Source organism: Amycolatopsis sp. NPDC041971 (assembly GCF_055588925.1).
Genome location: NZ_JBVJCE010000004.1, coordinates 34647 through 50179, shown reverse-complemented (window position 1 = coordinate 50179; position 15533 = coordinate 34647). Strand labels below are relative to the sequence as shown.

Sequence of the window (15533 nt, the reverse complement as noted above, 5' to 3'; positions counted from 1 at the left end):
CGCGACCCCGGCCTCGGATGAGTGGCTTGCGTCACGCGAGCGACGTGATCGGGTTGGCCGCCGCCCTGACAATCCCAGCACGTTCATGCAGTTCCGGACTTCGTCGTGAACGTCTCGTTCATCATGCTCGTGCTGGATCGCGCTGCGACGGGGGAGGACGATGCCGCGCCGGGCCACCTGGTCGGTGATCCTCGCCGGACACTGGCACCGCCTGGCGCCACTGCACGAGCGTGATGCGCGTTGATGTCCGATAGTGCATCGTGGGTCGAGCAGATCGCATCACGGGGTCATTGCTTTTCCCGCGGTGCAGGACAAGGCTGAATCTCGCAGACGTCCTCGGATCGAGCGATCGCCCCTGCGGTGATCTGGGTGGCCACGGCCGTCAGATCGAGGGTCTCCTCACCGGTGCCTCGGCAGCACACCTGAATGAAGCGCTCCGCGCGATCGGTGTCGTCGCGTCGGGGGAGTGGGTGGCTTCACCGACGTACTCGGTACTTCTGGAGGCACTTACCTTTGTCATGCTCGCATCGATACCGCTAGGCGAGAACGGCGCAACGATCTTCGTCTGGACGTGAACCGCAGAGGTCTCTGAGCTGGATCAAGTGAAAGGAAAACAGATGTCGTTCTTCAAGAGAGGTCTTGGCATCGTGGTGATCGCTTTGGCCGGTGTGCTGGTCACCGTGCCGTCGGCGGACGCTGCGACGGGATATGACCGCTGTACGGTGGGGTATATGTGCCTGTTCGCGGGAGATGACGGACAAGGTGCCATGGCACTCTTTCAGGTTGGTTCACCGGACTTGTCCTTGCAGAATTTCGATGATCGTACGAGGAGTTGGAACAACAGGAATTCGAGCTCGTTCTGCATGTATGTCAACAAGAACTATGACAACAGTGCGGGTGCCGGTACCTTTCATTCAGGAACCAAGGGTAACGTTGCCGAATTCAATCGGTACAGCTCACTTCGCCGTTGCTGACGAAGGCCCGCCTCTGGATGGGCTGAACTTCGTCACCGGTGTTGCACTTTCTGCCCGGAAATCGCGGAGCTGATGATGCGGTCGGCCGTGCCTCCGGACGAGATGTCGACTCCTGCGGAGGCGGTGACTTTCGAGTGCGACGTCACGCCATCGTTCCCCTGTGCCGTCGGCTGGATGGATGCCGTAGGTGGTCGGACTCGCGACAGCCCGGAGTCGTGCTTGTTCGCCGGCGCTGATCGAGGACTGGAGAACGGCAGCTTCGGTGTGCTTGTGGCCCAGCTCCGGCTACACCCGCGTCTTGACTGAGGGCATTCGCGTGGTCGTAGGTCGCCGGAGATGCTCACGCATTGACGAGCGATGGGATGGGACCGCAGAACAGGTCGTGGTCACGTGTCGCCCGGCTGCGGATCGCGGTACCTGCTTCAAGCCCACATCGAACTTCTCCACGCTCTGGCGGTACGGCGGGAAGAATCGTGCGCCGAGTTGCAGGTTCGTGGTCGCCTGGGGCGGTGATCCGTCGGCGCGGTGTGTGTGGGTGAGCACAGAGCGCCGGCCTCGGCCGGTTCGTGCGGTACTGCCGCCCCCGCCGGCGGGAATCGGTCGTCGTGTCCGATATCGCCACCGACCGGTTCTGGAGGATTTCCAGGCTGGCTTGGTAAGCCAAGCCAGCCTGGACGCCTGCTGGTCGACGCCGACCCTGGCCCGTGACGGGGCCTGCTGGAACCTTCCCATGAACCGTCGTGTCCAGCGCGTCCCGCAGGACTCCGCCCCCGCCCGAGTTTCGGCTGGCACCGCGGCCCTGATTATCGAACGCCACTATAACGAGCAGGCAGGGCAAAACGCGGAGGACAGGCCGCCGGTATTCCCTCCCGGCCGTTCTGGAAGCCCGCCTCACTGATCGCGAGTATCCGGCTAATGTTTGAGCACGGGATCATGGTTCAGTCGTCTGCCGCGCTCGGGTTGCCGCAGTCGTGGTAAGCCAGAGCTAAGGTGGCAGACAGGAGCGCGGGTGTCTCTGAAATTCAGCTAACTGGCATGTCGCATGCGCGAGAAGTGAAAGGACGTCGCCATGAAAAGTCAGCCTGAAGCTGTCGGAACTCCGCTGATTCGCACGGATTTCTCCGATCCGGCTCGCTGGGAGGCATTGCGAACGGCGGTGGAGACACCGAACGAGGACGACTTCCTGGCGCATGTGCACTTCGTGGACGACCAAGCCTATCGCGACATGACCGCCGAGCAGCTTCTGCCGTTGATCGGTCGACATTCGCTCTTCATCGTCGCCGACAGACGGGCATTGTCTGACTTCGGCCGACCGTTACTGTGCATATACCGAGGTGGCCAGCAAACTGAACAGCTAAGAGTTATCTCTAGAGAGTTGTGGTCAATCGAGAACAACATTTCCTTGGCGAACATGGACTGGGACGAGTTCGCCCGCGCGGCAGACGACGACGGCGTCTTTCGAGGGTTTTGAGCTGCAAATCGCGCCGGAATAGATGTGGTATCCCGCAGCGGGCCTGCTTACGTTGGACAACGATGTCAACACGAACACGATCTCGGGGAACGCCACACGATCGTTCACCGGGCGGGGCCCCGCTGACGTGACTCAATTCTGGGATCAACGCCTACAGCTCATCCGAACCCAAGCGCGGCGATAGATCTTTGCCTCGCCATCAGCACAGGGGTTGCGACGGCATCGGCACCGTCTGCGAAGTCGGAGAAAGCGTGTGGTCACCGGCCAAGGCTGCCTTGACCGGCATCCGGTCCCGCATCGGACCGATGAACCTTGACCTGACTGGTGCGACGCGTGAGTCAGCACTGCTCTGGCCGAGCTCAGCTCCTGGTGAGCCCGAGGTGCTCAGTCAGGAACTCAGCCCGGTCGGCATACGCGGCCACGTCGTTGATCACGTGCCCCGAGTCGTACCATCTCTGCTGCTTGGGCTGCGGCGCCATCGCGTAGAACTCCTCGGACTCCGCCGCGGTGACACCGATGTCGAACCGCGCGAACTGGTAGAGCACTGGGACTCGCACGTCACCGATGAAATGTTCCGCGTCGTACGGCGCCATCTCGGCCAGGGTCCGCTCGAACAACTCCGGAGGCAACGACGCCCGCATCCGTGCGACCTCGGGGTGGTGGGTGTTGCGCCAGTGATGCGTCAGGCCCGCCATCGGCACTTCGAGTACGAAACACGCAAACCGCTGGTCGAGCCCGGCAACCACCGCCATCGTCATCGCACCACCGCTGTGCCCGACACCCGCGATCCGATCTGTCCGGCCCAGCAGCAGATCCGCGCCCCGACGCAGGGCCAGCATCGACCGGCGGATCGCGGCCACCTGGTCGTCATCGACGTACTGGAACTGCAAGCACAATCCGATCCCGCCCGATCTGGCCAGCGCGATCGCCTCCGGCAGGAACCCCTCCGTGCCACTGGTGGTGTGCATGTAAAGCACGCCCGCCCTGGGTGTGCCGTCGGGCTCGACCAAGTATCCTGTGACGCGGCCGCCCTCGGCGTTTTCGAACGAGCAACGAGAAATCGTCACGCCGGGACGGACGGCAAGCAGTTCGGAAGTTTCGTGCAGCGGGGCAGACGGGTCGCAGTGCAAGTCGGGCATGAATCCAGTATATACGCGCCCGACAGCGGCCGACCCGATTTTTGCCGTCTTTAACAAGCTTAACCTGCTGCGTGCCAAACGGGTGGGGCCCTGCCGACGGCGTTTTCCAGCGGACGCTTCGATTCCGTCGTTGCGCGGCGTTGCGGGCAGTCCGGGATGAACAACCGGATCGAGCTGAGCTCTTTCGGAGCAGTGAACACTGAGTCCATTTCCTGGCGATGTTCGTGGCGATGATGACGACTTTCGCCGTCTGCGGACAGCTTCAGTCCTGCTCGACAGTTCCCGGACAGCTCCACTCACATCTGGAGGCCTTCACCCGTCAGCATGACAGGCCTAACCACCCCAACCCGAATTACACCTCAAGTGCTCGCTGATGCGGAATATGGCACTTCGATGCTTGTCTGTTTATCGATGCGTGAACAGTGAGGTGGCAGGGATCGGCGTCGGGCTGGGCAGCCTATACGCGTGAATCTCGGGGCAGCGACCCTGTAGGACCGCTCGGTGGTAACACAGCGAAGACGGTCACTCGTCGTCCTACTGCGGTTGGGCAGACGGCATCACCGTGAGCTGGGAGAGGCACGTCCCCACCGGACGGCTCACCGCGTAAGCGATCGCGTCAGCGACGGTAGCCGGATCGAGCAGTTTCCCACTACGGACCGCCGAGGCGAGCCGATCGCGGATGCCGGTATGAGTGGTGTGTTCGAACAGTTCGGTGGCAACGCCACCGGGTTTGACGTCGGTGACTCTAAGTCCCGTGGCGGCGAGTTCCACACGTAGAGCTCGGGATAGATAGGACAGTGCGGCCTTCGTCGCGCCGTAGACGGCAAATGCGGAGACGGGGACGTCAGCGCCGGTACTGGAGACGTTGACGACGTCCGCGGCCCTCCCGGCGCTAGCTGCGGCTTGGAGACTGGGGAGCAGTGTGCGAGTCGTGTGGAGAACCGCGCTTACGTTCAGGTCGAGCATCTGCCGCCACTCTTCGTCGCGACCCTCGGTCAGTGGATTGGGGAGCATGACGGCGGCGTTGTTGACCAGGAGATCGACGGTCTTGAGGTTGACACGATCGACGAGTGCTTCGACAGCGTGCCGATCGGTGAGATCTGCCGGTATCGCTACGGCCTGGTCGCCGATCTCGTCGGCGAGTGCCTTCAGGCGGTCGGCACGACGGGCGACGAGAACGACACGAGCACCGTCTTCGGCGAGACGACGGGCGGTAGCGGCACCGATTCCGGACGCGGCACCGGTGATCAGTGCTTGCCGCCCGGCAAGTGGTGCGGTAGGGGTTGTCGACATGGTCGGAAGTCTGACCCCGCCCCAGATGGTGTATCCAGGCCTGGTTCTGACTAGGTTGGATTGACCCATGTTACGGGCGGATCGATCGTGGATGATGGAACCATGTGTTCGGAACTAGGCGGCTTCCTCCGGTCCCGGCGTGCTCGCATCCAGCCGGCCGACGTAGGGCTCAGCCCACAGGGCCGGCGTCGGGTGCCCGGATTGCGTCGCGATGAGGTGGCCGTAGCGGCCGGGGTGAGCACCGATTACTACACCCGCGTCGAGCAGGGGAGAGCGACACCGTCGTGGCAGGTGCTGGCCGCGGTGGCCGCCGTGCTGCGGCTCGACGACGTCGAACGTGAACATCTGCTTCGCCTGACCGGTCCTCGGTCGTGGCCACAGCGTTGTGAACAGCACGCGGCGGAGGGCGTGCAAGCCGGGATGCGGGAGATCTTGGTTCGGCTGGTGGATCTACCCGCCGTCGTTCTGAGTGGAACTCTGGACGTGCTCGCGTGGACACCCCTCGCGGCCGAGCTTCTCGGTCTGCACCCCGACGGTGAGCGCAATATGGCGCGCAGACTCTTCCTGCAGCCGGAGAGCCGCCTCCTTTATCCCGAGTGGAACACCGTAGCAGCGGAAACAGTGAGTCATCTGCGCCGGATTTCGGTAGAACGGCCGTCAGATGTCGAGCTTGTGCACCTCGTGCGGGAACTCTCTGTCACATCCGCCGATTTCGCTCGGCTATGGCGCAGGCACGATGTGGCAGCTGGAACTAGCCGTCGTAAGGTCTTCTACCATCCTCAGGCAGGCTGCTTCGAGCTCGAACCCGAAGTACTGGCCTCTGCCCGTGACCGGCAAACGTTGTGTATCTATCGGGCGGAGACGGGAACCGTCGGCGCGGATGCGCTGGTATCGCTCAAGGCGCTCGGTCTCGCGGGCTCGGACGACCGGCTGGCTGAGGCACCTCGGAATAGGCAGATTCGTGACGGCATACGGCAAACACCCCGTCGGCAGGGGTCCTCGCCTCAAGCGGGGTCACTCCTCGCGCCGTCGGCTTGTCCGAACTCGGTGCCCGCGAGGTGAGGGTCGGGCTGGAGGGCGTCGACCGGTGAGTCGATCTCATCCTCGGCACCGTGGGCGGACTGTAGCTGACAGCTGCCCGGGAGTTGCTCGCAGCAGGCGGCGGTGTGAAAAACGTCCTCGTTTTCTTCTTTGGCCAGACCAAGAAGAGGAGCACATTAAATGATACCCGGACGGTGGATCGTGGCGGCTGGAAGGTGTGCCCACAGCCGCCCCAAGCACTTTTGGACCGTCGCATCGCCGGTAAAGGCGTGCTGTAAGTGGATCTGGCGACCGATGGACAGCGTCGCCATCTTCCGAATTGTTGTTACGGCGCAAGGCGTCGTTGCCCGCGACCGGGCACATCGGTGCGACCCCCATCTCGTACTTATCCGCGTTGGTGAGGCAGCAATGATTTCACTCGAGCCTGGTCGGCAGCGGGGAACGCTGCCGACCAGGCTCGGGTCTGACGGGTTGGGTACAAGAAAGGTACTGGGCGTGACCGTCGCCGACCCGCCGGTCAGGTATCGACCCGCTGGCCACCCGGGGTGCTGAGGTTGTCTCTATCTTGTGGCAGTGGGCCAGAGGCAAGGGCCGTGGTGATGGTGTCGACGGCCGTCGTTTCTACAGAGTCCACCGTACGGCTCTGGAATTGCCTTGCTGCGTTAGGGCACTTCCCGCGGCGAAGGTTTTTGCGGCGATGGAAACCGCGTGGCTGCTGGTTCCGTTGGGGAGTGTTCCGAGAGGGGTGACGTTGCCGTCGGCGTCCCAGGTGACGGCGTGCGCCTGGTTTCCGCTGAACGAGGCGCCTGAGCTGGTGCCACTGGCGTCTATGCCCCACGCGTAGCTCGCCGAATCGCCGGGTAGGACGCCAAGGTCGGTGACCGCCCCGGTGGCGCTCCAGCGGACGGCATGATTCTGACCGTTCACGGTGGTGGAGTTTCCGACGACGACGCCGTTGTCGTTGATACCCCAGGCCGCGGTTGTCGACCCGCCGAGGCCGGGGAGTTCGGTAGCGGTTCCGTCCACAGCCCATCGGACAGCTCTGCTCTGAGCTGTCTGTGTCGATACGCCGACGACCACGCCGTAATTGTTGACACGGCGTGCTTCGCTGGCACTATCGCCCGGGAGTGTCCCTAGATCGATCACGCCACCGGTGGCGCCCCAGCGCACAGCGTGCCGCTGGCCGGCGCTGGTCGTCGCGTAGCCGCTGGCAATACCGTTGTCATTGATTCCGTAGGCGTAGCTGCTGGTTCCACCGATGCCGGGCAGGGCGGCGACGGCACCGGATGCAGACCAGCGGACGGCACGCGGATTGGTTTGTGAGCTGAGCGACGCGCCGGCGGCCGTTCCCGCGGTGTTGACCGCCCAGCTGTAACTGCTCGGATCACCGGGCAGTGCGCTGAGGGCGGTCGCTGTGCCGTCGGCCGCCCACCGGACGGCACGAACGCGGCCGTCCGTGTGCGAAGCGCCGACAACCACACCCTGAGCGTTCACACCCTGGCCCTCGCTCCACAAGTCTCCTGGCAACGTGCCCAGGTCTGTGATCGCGGCGAGCGCCGAAGATGCCGGATCCGGCGCGGCGGAGGCGGTTCCGCTCCACGACGCGATCGCGGCTGTCGTCAAAACCACGACACCGACTCTTCCCCAGAACTTCGACATGGTTTCCTTTCAACGAGGAGAGTTCTGTTCACTTGCTGATCATCGACACGATTCGATTAGAGCGCGTTCTCCGGGCGAAACTGTTGTCGACTGACAGCATCAAGACGCGACACTGCCGGCGACTGTTTCTCCTGGGAGTGCAGACAGACGACGCAGGTGCATTTCCATCCAGCTCCCCCCGCATACCCGCAAGCATCGACCACGCCGCTGACCTCTGGCGTGTTGGCGAAGCTCGCTCCTGACGGCACATAGGTCACATAACAGTTGACCGGCTCTCCGGGGCAACCACTTCCGGTGAGCATCAGTTGGTCAGGCCATCTTGCGTTGGTGATTTCCCCGTGGAAACCACCGGTCCCGGTATTGCGCCAGAGCTTGACGTGGCGGCCTTGCGTCTCGATCTCTTGCACGAGGGTGTAGCCGGCGAGAGATTCCGAGTGTGCCCCCGGAGCGAACCAGACCGACGCCAAAGTCATGATTCCCATTATCATACTGATGACAAGCCGTTGGCTCTTTGTTGAACGGTGCATGGAGTACGTCCTTCATCGAAGGAGTCTCAGGCCGCAGACCCAGCGCCCCGAGCGTATAAGCCGACTGTGGAGCCGGAAATTTCACTGTAACCACGTGAACTGGGCGCGACCAGGTGCTCGGTAATGCGAAAAAACCGTGACCCGATACCCGCTTGGTTGTCATAGCTGGCCATCGTCCTCAGCTGACAATTTCCGTAAAGGAGACTGTGTCCTGTATGCGCATTGATCGCCGCCTTCGTGCGTTCGGTATCGTTTGCAGTAGCGCATGGCGAGAAGTACGAAAAAAGCTGAATTTCGATGCCGACGATGCTGAATCACCCTTGCTGTGCAAGGCAATCCTTACACTGGCCGCGTGCTGCCCATCCTGGTTCGACGACCTGTGGATCACAGACGCCACCCCCGTGCCCTGCGGAATGTCCCGCGAGACCGTGAAACGCTCCGACCTGGCCGGACACGTCAGCTACGGCTACTGCGCGTCACACTCCCGCTGGTACCGGGGCCTGAAGCTCTACCTCGTCTGCACCGGAGACGGAATGCCGATCATGTGGTGCCCGGCGATCGTCCTGGCACCTTGCACGCGCTCGAACGGGCCCGCCGGGCCGCACCAGAGCAGACCCGCTTCCACCCGATGGTCCGCGAAACCACCCGCGTCCTGGTCAGCCTGCACCGCCGCAGCAACCCCGACCTCACCAAGTTCGCCACCTGGCTCGGACTCGCCGACTGATAAGGGCGGTACAGACCTCGCCGCAGCTACCGACGTAGCACGCGACCGAGCGACAGAGCCCGCTTGCACTACACCTGTCGCGAACCGCCGGGAGACCCCACCGGCCCAGTCAGGTCCACGCTGCCCAGGCCAGCCCCGCAGTGGCCGACGGGGGCGGTCCGGCGGCGAGTCGGGCCTCGCTGCAAGCCGACCTGGCCAACGCCCAGGGCCAGCTCACCCGTCGGGCTCGCCAGGATAGTCGATTCGCCGGTCGCTCGTCCGGCTTTGCTTTCGGTGACAGTTCCGCTTGACGCATTTATCCCGCGTTCCGAAACAAGCGCAGGCACATGCCGCGGATTCCGGCTGGGTCGTCGTGGCATTTCTGCGCCCCACGTGAGACCGGCCGGTCTCACGTCACGGCGAACAGCAGCGCGGCCGTGACCGCCTCCACCCCGAAGTAGAACCAGACCGGGTAGAACCGCGTGGGGGCGTCGGCGAGCCGGGAGATGAGCCGGCCCAGGGCCATTCCGGCGAGGGCGGCCGCGACGGTGACGACCACGCCGGTACGCAGGCCGTCGAGGAACAGTGCTGTGATGAGCACGGCAGCGATCGCCAGCCCGAAACCACCGTAGACGGCCCGGATCTCCGATCGGCTCTCCGGCGCGTCGACGACGATGCGAAACGGCTTGGCGAGCGCCGCGGGCACGATGAGCGCGTAGAGGCCTATGCCGAGGAAGAACAACGCGGTGAGGACGATAATGGCTGTCGTCATGCGCCCTCCCCGGAGGTCCGCACCAGCGCCGTTCCCGCTGCCAGGAGCAGCAGCGCCGCGGCGTCGACCTGCGCCACCCGGAGCACCTGCTCGTTCACCGGCGTCGTGGTCAGCGCCAAGAGCAGGAACGAGCCCATGCTGACGGCGCCGCCGGTGATCGCGGCACGGCGCAGTGCCGGGCGGAACGCCGACACGAGCACGAACGCGCCGGTCAGGGCGAGCAGGACCGCCCGGTGTCGCAGCAACACCTCCAGGTCCGCACTCCCGATCCCGACGCCGTACGCCGATCGCATCGACCCCGGCGACACCGCCCCCACCCCCGGCACGACGTTGATCAGCCCCACCACCACGAACAACGCCTGCCCGAATCTCATTCGTCTGCTCTGCACGCGTGGAATCATCGGGGGTATGGACGACGCCGCGCTTCCAGAAACGTGCTGCCCGCAGAACCGGGCCACAATCTGGCTCTGGCCGGGCCACGCCGCCTACCTCGGCCCATCGCTCCACCTCCACCCCCACTTCAGCTCCGTGCACTGCTTCGCGGTCGGCGTCGACACGCCGTTCCTGCTGCGTATCGGTGACAACGAGCGGAAAGTCCGCAGCGCGCTGATCCCGGCCAGGACGCGGCACCAGGTCGTGTCCGAGGGCCGGATGCTGTTCCTCTACCTGGAGCCGGACCTCGCCGACGAGCGGATCCGAACCGCGCTGGGCCTGCTCCGCGCGCACCCGTGCCTGAGCGCCCCGGAGGTCGCCGCCGAGATCAGCCTGTCGACGTCGCGGTTCCTGCACCTGTTCTCGGCGCAGACGGGCACGAGCTTCCGCCGCTACCGGCTGTGGGCGCGGATGCTGCGCGTCGCGGCGGCCAGGGCGGAAGGCGCGGACCTCACCAGGGCGTCGGCGGAGGCCGGGTTCGCCTCGCCGAGCCACTTCAGCGACGCCTTCCACGACATGTTCGGGCTGACCGCGAGCACCGTGCTCACGAGAAACACCCGAATCGTCCTCGACCCGAGGCTGGGGTAAGCAGCGGTGCCGCCGGAAGTCCGTGGCGCACCCTGTCGAATCGCTCGTAACTGGCGATACCGTCCGACGCATGCAGGTTACCTCGGGCTGCTCGGTGGTGCGTTGGGTGGCGTCCTCGGTGGGAACGTCACTTACCTCGCGACCCGAACGAAGGCGCGGCTCGAATTGGTGCACGCACACGACCTCACGCTGCAGGCCGAGCGTCTCGGTCGTTACCAGCGACTTTTCCCCCTGTCAGCACGGCTGCCCCGTTACTGGCAGCCAGGTGAGGAGCCTGACAGGCAGGACGAGGCCCTACAAGGTGTAGGTTCTCACGTCCGATGTCGTAATCTCACGGGCAATGTCGTACGGATGTCGTATGCGAAATCGCGATGAGATTTACTCCGGCGCAAAGTCGATGTTGGGCCGTGTGGTGTCGGCGACATTCCGACTCCGCATGACGTTCGTAAACCTCCGGATTCACCCCTTCAGTGGACCTCGCTGCCTGTGATCCACGCTACAGTGGCCACTCGATCTCGAACTCAGCCAAGGCTTGCCGGGGGGTCAGCCAATGCATAGAGCATCGTTCCGTACCTTATCGCTGTCAATCGGGGCCGCATTTGTGCTCGTTCTGAGTACAGTGACGATCTCCGGTTCTGTCGCTGTAGCCGAGGTGCAGTCACAGGAAAGCAATCAACTCAAAATCAGCGATTCATCGACGAGCCACGCGGCCGGCAAGTTCGCCCGCTCGGCCACGACAGTGGAATTCAGTGCCATTACGAAGAATTCCGTCACCACGGATGTCAAGATCACGGTGGCCGGCAAGACCTTCACTGCCAGCAAGGACATCGCGACCGGCACGGCGCGGTGGTCCGGTGGCGAGGCCACTCTGGTCGAGGACGACCGGGCTGCGGTCTCCGCATTCACCTACGCGTTGAACTCGGCGTGGGTTGAACCGGCGAACGCGGCGAAGTCCACGATTCCGGCGCACCAGGATCTCGCTTTCCGGCTCGCGTTGCTGGTCGGCGACGCACCGCTGTACGAGAAGATCGGCTCACAGGAGGTGCCGCGGCCAGTCGAGCGGTCGGTTGCCAAACAAGTATCGGCCGACGTACCGGCGGACGCCTGCGTCCAGGATGGCATCGCCAGCACCAATCCGAATTCCGCTGAGCGGCGCCACGTGATCATCCAGTGCCAGCAGGCCAATGAGGACGACATCCTCTACACCGGCTGCAACGTCTACGCCTCACTCATGCACGACTTCGACAACCACTGTTTCACCACGCAGATGATCTACGTGGGCCCGGCGTCGTACGACTGCATGGCCAAGTGCGGCAGCGGGTGCTTCATCATCACCGGCTACACCTACGACTGCGGCGACCATGATCAGTGCAACAGAGAGCACAACTCGAACATGGGCGGTTGCAGCGACGAGTTCTGGGAAGCGGATGATGACTTCTTGTGGTCGAGCAACCAGTGTGACTAGGAAGTTGCTGTTGGTCATATCGGTTGCTCTTGTCGCTTTCCCGGCCGCTGCGTGCAGGGAGAGCGGCGAGGCCGCGATCGGCCCCAACACGGTCGCCACGGTTGCCGGAAAACCGATATCGATCGACGTGGTCCGGCCGCTCGTCCGGGACGACCCGTTGCCGCCGGTACGGATCGCGGGCCGCAAGTACGTCACCCCGTTGCGGGCGGCGGCCGACCGCGCGATCCGCGACGAGTTGCTCGCCAGGGAAGCCGCACATCGCGGAATCGAGGCGACGACCAGAGCCGAGCAGATGGCGAAACTCATCGCCGAGGAAAAGCAGAAGGGCGACAACCTCGCCGTCGAGGCCATCGACGATCACGAGGTACGTTCCTGGTACCAGGAGCACGTCTCCGAAATCGGCAGGGTGCACGAGGCCGAGGTAGTTTGGGCCAAGATCACGAATGGCGATGTGGCCGGAACACTGCTCGAGCGGGTGGCGAGCAGCGACCAAAAGGGTTTCCTGCGTCTGGTCAAGGAAACCGGCGCCGCCGACAGCGGAACCGCCACCATTCACGGCGACGGCGGGCACACCGTCGACACGATGGTCGTGCGTGCCACTTTCGGCACCGGTTTCGCCGGCGGGGTGAGACTGGCCGAGGACCCGAAGAACAAGACGTGGTGGCTGGTCCGGATCGGCGGTATCTCGTTCGAGGAGGTAATCTGGGATGCAGCGAAGACACATCAGATCAAGTCGACGATGGCAGCCCGGCGCGAGAACGAGCACCTGCAGCGGCTGGCCGACTCACTGCACGAGCGGTGGCCGGTCCAGGTGCACGAGGCCCACCTAGCCAAATTCGACACTAGGGAGACACCCCAATGAATGTCGCCGCCATCACTGGGATCTGCGTCGCGCTTTTCGTAGCCGTGGCGGCATTGTTCTACCTGCGGGGTCGCTCGGCCGCCGCACCGCTGCTTGGCCGGGTGCTGAGCTGGCTCGCTCTCGCGGGAACACTGGGGATCGCGATCGCGATGCTGCCCGCGGCGCTCGACGACAGTCCTTCCGTTCCGTACCTTCTGGCGATTCCCGTGCTGGCGGCTCTGCTCGCGGTGATCGCCGATGTGACCGGGAAGGCCGTCCTCATCCTGACAGGCGTCGCCGCGCTGGTAATGCTGGCCATGGGTTTGTTCTTCGCCATGTTCCTCACGCCGCTGTTCCTGGCTCTGGTGCCGGTGCTCGGAGCGGCGGCTATCGCGGCGATCCGCCCACGCGGCCATCGCACCGGCAACGAACACGATCAGCACGCCGTGAACCCATGATGGACAAGCCCGCCGGCCGTTCGACGGCCGGCGGGCTCCATCATTTCTCGCTGTCTCGGGATCACGCTGTTCGCGCGGCGAATTCATGCATGTCCAATTGGCCGGTGATTTCGCCACCCGATCGGAGCTATCTAGCCCCTGGGCGGGCTGCTAATTCCGGGTTGGTCTGAGGCTGTGGTGCACGCGACCGCGGCCCGAGGGCGAATTCTTGGGAATTAGCCGTCGCTGCTGGGAGCGACGTGCGAGTCGGCAGTCGAATGCCGTTGTGGTGCGTGCGAACCATTCGACAGTAGGTGAATCGGCTATTCGGCAGGACGCTGTCCGGTGCTGGAATCGTGGAGGTCCGCATCGACTTGAACGACAAAGGGGCCGTTATGGCTTGTTCATCACTTGGCTGAAATACGCGCCTCCCAGAGGCGGCGTCGTGGTCATGGGGCCCGGAAGGCGGCCAGCCCGCGGTGAACGGAGGATCAACAACATCCTCACCGCCGTGCGGTGCTTCCTCGGGTTCGCCGTCGCAGTGCGGGAGGCTCCCCGCCACGTTTTGAGCCAGGTCTACGAGGTGGCCGACGACTCTGACCTTCCGTTGGCCGCCCGCCGCGAGGATTCCGGGCTTACCCTCTGGCTCCGCACGCGCCATCGGTTGCAGGAACCCCAGCGGCCTGTGGACCGCGCGACCGACGAGGAAGTCGTTGCTTTGGTCGCCGCCTGCCGCTCCGCTCGCGACAGGCTGATCGTCCTGCTGATGGCGCGTGCTGGGCTCCGCTGCGGCGAGGTCGCCGGCCTGCACCGTGAGGACAACCAGCGGCGCTGGGATGCCCAATTCAAGGCGAGCACCTGCACGTGGTGCGTCGAGAAAACGTCAACGGTGCCTGGGCGAAGTCGCGACGATCGCGGGCGGTGCCAATGGACTTCATGCTGGTTCAGGCCTTCGACCAGTACGAAAACGAGCGAGCGCTCGTTCCGGAGCCGTCGGCGAGCGACTTCCTTCTGGTGAACCTGTTTCGCCAGCCGTTGGGCCAGCTGATCCGGCCCCAGGCGCTTAACGAACTGGTGGTGACGCTGGGGGAGCGCGCCGGGTTGGCGCGGCAGCTGGCGCCACTGAGAGGCCTCTGATCTTCCGGACGTGAAACCCATTAAGGTTTTACTCGGAAGAGAGGTGTTTGTGTCGAAGAAGCGTCGGTCGTTTACTCCTGAGTTTAAGGACGAGGCGGCGAAAATGGTGGTCGATGGAGTTCGTCCGGTTCCGTCGGTCGCGCGGGAGCTGGGTCTGAACGAGCAGACCCTGCGGAATTGGGTGAACAGTTACCGTGAGACCCATGCCGGGGATGAGCCGCCGCTGGCGGTCTCTGAGCGTGCCCGGCTGCGCGAACTGGAGAAGGAAGTCCGCGAGCTTCGGCTGGAGAAGGAGTTCCTGGGAAAAGCCGCAGCCTTCTTCGCGAGCGAGTATCGGTGAGCGAGCTCTACGAGTTCATCGACGAGGAGAAGGACACGGCGACCGAGGCCGACGAAAACAAGTTCACCACGGCGAAAATGTGTGCGTGGCTGAATGTGTCGACTTCGGGATTTTACGACTGGCGGTCCCGGCCGGAGTCCGCGACCGCGCGACGGCGCGCGTATCTGGCGGCGCTGATCCAGAAGATCTTCGCTGCCTCCGACGAGACCTACGGCCACCGGCGGATCCATGCCCAGCTGGTCCGCCAGGGAGAGCACGCCACCCCGGAACTGGTCCGCGGCATCATGCGCGAGCTGGGGCTCGAGCCGTGCCAGCCGAGGCCGTGGCGGCTGGGACTCACCGAGGGCGCTCCCAGCCTGCTGCCCGACCTCGTGCTGCGGGACTTCACCGCCGACGCGCCCGGCACGAAAATGGTCGGCGACATAACATATATCCCTACCTGGGAAGGATGGGTATACCTCGCCACAGTCATCGATTGCCACACCAAAGCCGTCCTCGGCTGGGCCATGGACGACAACTACCAAACACCGCTGATCGAGAACGCGATACACATGGCCGCGCGAAATTACCCGATCACACGCGGAGCGATCTTCCATTCCGATCGAGGCGGCAACTACCAATGCCACTTAGTTAAGCCGTACGTTTCAGGACGTTCGGGTGCGGGTCATAGTGTTCCTGCTGGTGGCGAGGCGTCTTGATGGGGAATGTGTGACG

General features: G+C 64.0%; 17 protein-coding genes and 1 pseudogene. 12 read left to right on the top strand and 6 right to left on the bottom strand.

Annotated elements, in window-relative coordinates; all coding sequences use genetic code 11:
- The first annotated feature begins 617 nt into the window (after nt 1-617).
- Nucleotides 618-974, top strand: a complete 357-nt coding sequence (locus tag ACZ6DT_RS11010) for a peptidase inhibitor family I36 protein (protein WP_465592039.1) — start codon at nt 618-620, stop codon at nt 972-974.
- A 1069-nt stretch (nt 975-2043) separates the two neighbouring features.
- Entirely contained in the window at nt 2044-2445 is a 402-nt protein-coding gene (locus ACZ6DT_RS11005) for a DUF6924 domain-containing protein (protein WP_465592036.1), read from the top strand.
- A 359-nt stretch (nt 2446-2804) separates the two neighbouring features.
- On the opposite strand, the gene ACZ6DT_RS11000 is transcribed toward ACZ6DT_RS11005, so the two are convergent.
- Together ACZ6DT_RS11000 and ACZ6DT_RS10995 are read right to left on the bottom strand one after the other, a co-directional pair.
- Entirely contained in the window at nt 2805-3584 is a 780-nt protein-coding gene (locus ACZ6DT_RS11000; protein ID WP_465592033.1) for an alpha/beta hydrolase family protein, read from the bottom strand.
- Between the two features lie 534 nt (nt 3585-4118).
- Nucleotides 4119-4877: an SDR family oxidoreductase gene (locus ACZ6DT_RS10995; RefSeq protein ID WP_465592030.1), complete on the bottom strand. Its 759-nt coding sequence runs from the start codon at nt 4875-4877 to the stop codon at nt 4119-4121.
- Nucleotides 4878-4979: 102 nt separating this feature from the next.
- Between ACZ6DT_RS10995 and ACZ6DT_RS10990 the strand changes: the two genes are divergently transcribed.
- Nucleotides 4980-5939 carry a helix-turn-helix domain-containing protein gene (locus tag ACZ6DT_RS10990; RefSeq protein WP_465592975.1) on the top strand — a complete coding sequence of 320 codons (960 nt, stop codon included), beginning with the start codon at nt 4980-4982 and terminating at the stop codon, nt 5937-5939.
- Between the two features lie 600 nt (nt 5940-6539).
- Here the strand turns inward: ACZ6DT_RS10990 and ACZ6DT_RS10985 are convergent.
- The gene (locus ACZ6DT_RS10985) at nt 6540-7577 is read right to left on the bottom strand and encodes a hypothetical protein (RefSeq protein ID WP_465592027.1); all 1038 of its coding nucleotides are present in this window, start codon (nt 7575-7577) and stop codon (nt 6540-6542) included.
- Nucleotides 7578-7633: 56 nt separating this feature from the next.
- Nucleotides 7634-8050: a hypothetical protein gene (locus ACZ6DT_RS10980; RefSeq protein ID WP_465592024.1), complete on the bottom strand. Its 417-nt coding sequence runs from the start codon at nt 8048-8050 to the stop codon at nt 7634-7636.
- A 362-nt stretch (nt 8051-8412) separates the two neighbouring features.
- On the opposite strand from ACZ6DT_RS10980, the pseudogene ACZ6DT_RS10975 reads away from it, so the two are divergent.
- Both ACZ6DT_RS10975 and ACZ6DT_RS10970 read left to right on the top strand, forming a co-directional pair.
- Nucleotides 8413-8661: pseudogene (locus ACZ6DT_RS10975) on the top strand (IS982 family transposase); the annotation flags it as partial.
- Nucleotides 8652-8828, top strand: a complete 177-nt coding sequence (locus tag ACZ6DT_RS10970) for a hypothetical protein (RefSeq protein WP_465593005.1) — start codon at nt 8652-8654, stop codon at nt 8826-8828. The pseudogene ACZ6DT_RS10975 and the gene ACZ6DT_RS10970, both read left to right, overlap by 10 nt.
- A 388-nt stretch (nt 8829-9216) precedes the next feature.
- Here the strand turns inward: ACZ6DT_RS10970 and ACZ6DT_RS10965 are convergent, their stop codons facing one another.
- Complete coding sequence (locus ACZ6DT_RS10965; RefSeq protein WP_465592022.1) at nt 9217-9579, bottom strand: DUF4345 family protein; 363 nt, start codon at nt 9577-9579, stop codon at nt 9217-9219.
- Nucleotides 9576-9953 carry a hypothetical protein gene (locus ACZ6DT_RS10960; RefSeq protein ID WP_465592019.1) on the bottom strand — a complete coding sequence of 126 codons (378 nt, stop codon included), beginning with the start codon at nt 9951-9953 and terminating at the stop codon, nt 9576-9578. Before ACZ6DT_RS10960 ends, ACZ6DT_RS10965 begins: the two co-directional genes overlap by 4 nt.
- Before the next feature lie 34 nt (nt 9954-9987).
- Between ACZ6DT_RS10960 and ACZ6DT_RS10955 the strand changes: the two genes are divergently transcribed.
- The 7 genes from ACZ6DT_RS10955 to ACZ6DT_RS10925 all read left to right on the top strand — a co-directional run bounded on the left by ACZ6DT_RS10955 (nt 9988) and on the right by ACZ6DT_RS10925 (nt 15517).
- A complete protein-coding gene (locus tag ACZ6DT_RS10955; RefSeq protein WP_465592016.1) occupies nt 9988-10599 on the top strand; it encodes a helix-turn-helix domain-containing protein in 612 nt (203 codons plus the stop codon).
- Between the two features lie 619 nt (nt 10600-11218).
- The gene (locus ACZ6DT_RS10950) at nt 11219-12064 is read left to right on the top strand and encodes a hypothetical protein (RefSeq protein ID WP_465592013.1); all 846 of its coding nucleotides are present in this window, start codon (nt 11219-11221) and stop codon (nt 12062-12064) included.
- Nucleotides 12065-12074: 10 nt separating this feature from the next.
- Entirely contained in the window at nt 12075-12926 is an 852-nt protein-coding gene (locus ACZ6DT_RS10945) for a hypothetical protein (protein ID WP_465592010.1), read from the top strand.
- A complete protein-coding gene (locus tag ACZ6DT_RS10940; protein ID WP_465592007.1) occupies nt 12923-13363 on the top strand; it encodes a hypothetical protein in 441 nt (146 codons plus the stop codon). The genes ACZ6DT_RS10945 and ACZ6DT_RS10940 overlap by 4 nt, the downstream gene beginning before the upstream one ends.
- A gap of 906 nt (nt 13364-14269) precedes the next feature.
- Nucleotides 14270-14479: a hypothetical protein gene (locus ACZ6DT_RS10935; RefSeq protein ID WP_465592004.1), complete on the top strand. Its 210-nt coding sequence runs from the start codon at nt 14270-14272 to the stop codon at nt 14477-14479.
- Between the two features lie 10 nt (nt 14480-14489).
- Nucleotides 14490-14819, top strand: coding sequence for a transposase (locus ACZ6DT_RS10930; RefSeq protein ID WP_465592002.1), 330 nt, complete (start codon nt 14490-14492; stop codon nt 14817-14819).
- Nucleotides 14816-15517, top strand: a complete 702-nt coding sequence (locus tag ACZ6DT_RS10925; protein ID WP_465591999.1) for an IS3 family transposase — start codon at nt 14816-14818, stop codon at nt 15515-15517. The genes ACZ6DT_RS10930 and ACZ6DT_RS10925 overlap by 4 nt, the downstream gene beginning before the upstream one ends.
- Nucleotides 15518-15533 lie beyond the last annotated feature (16 nt).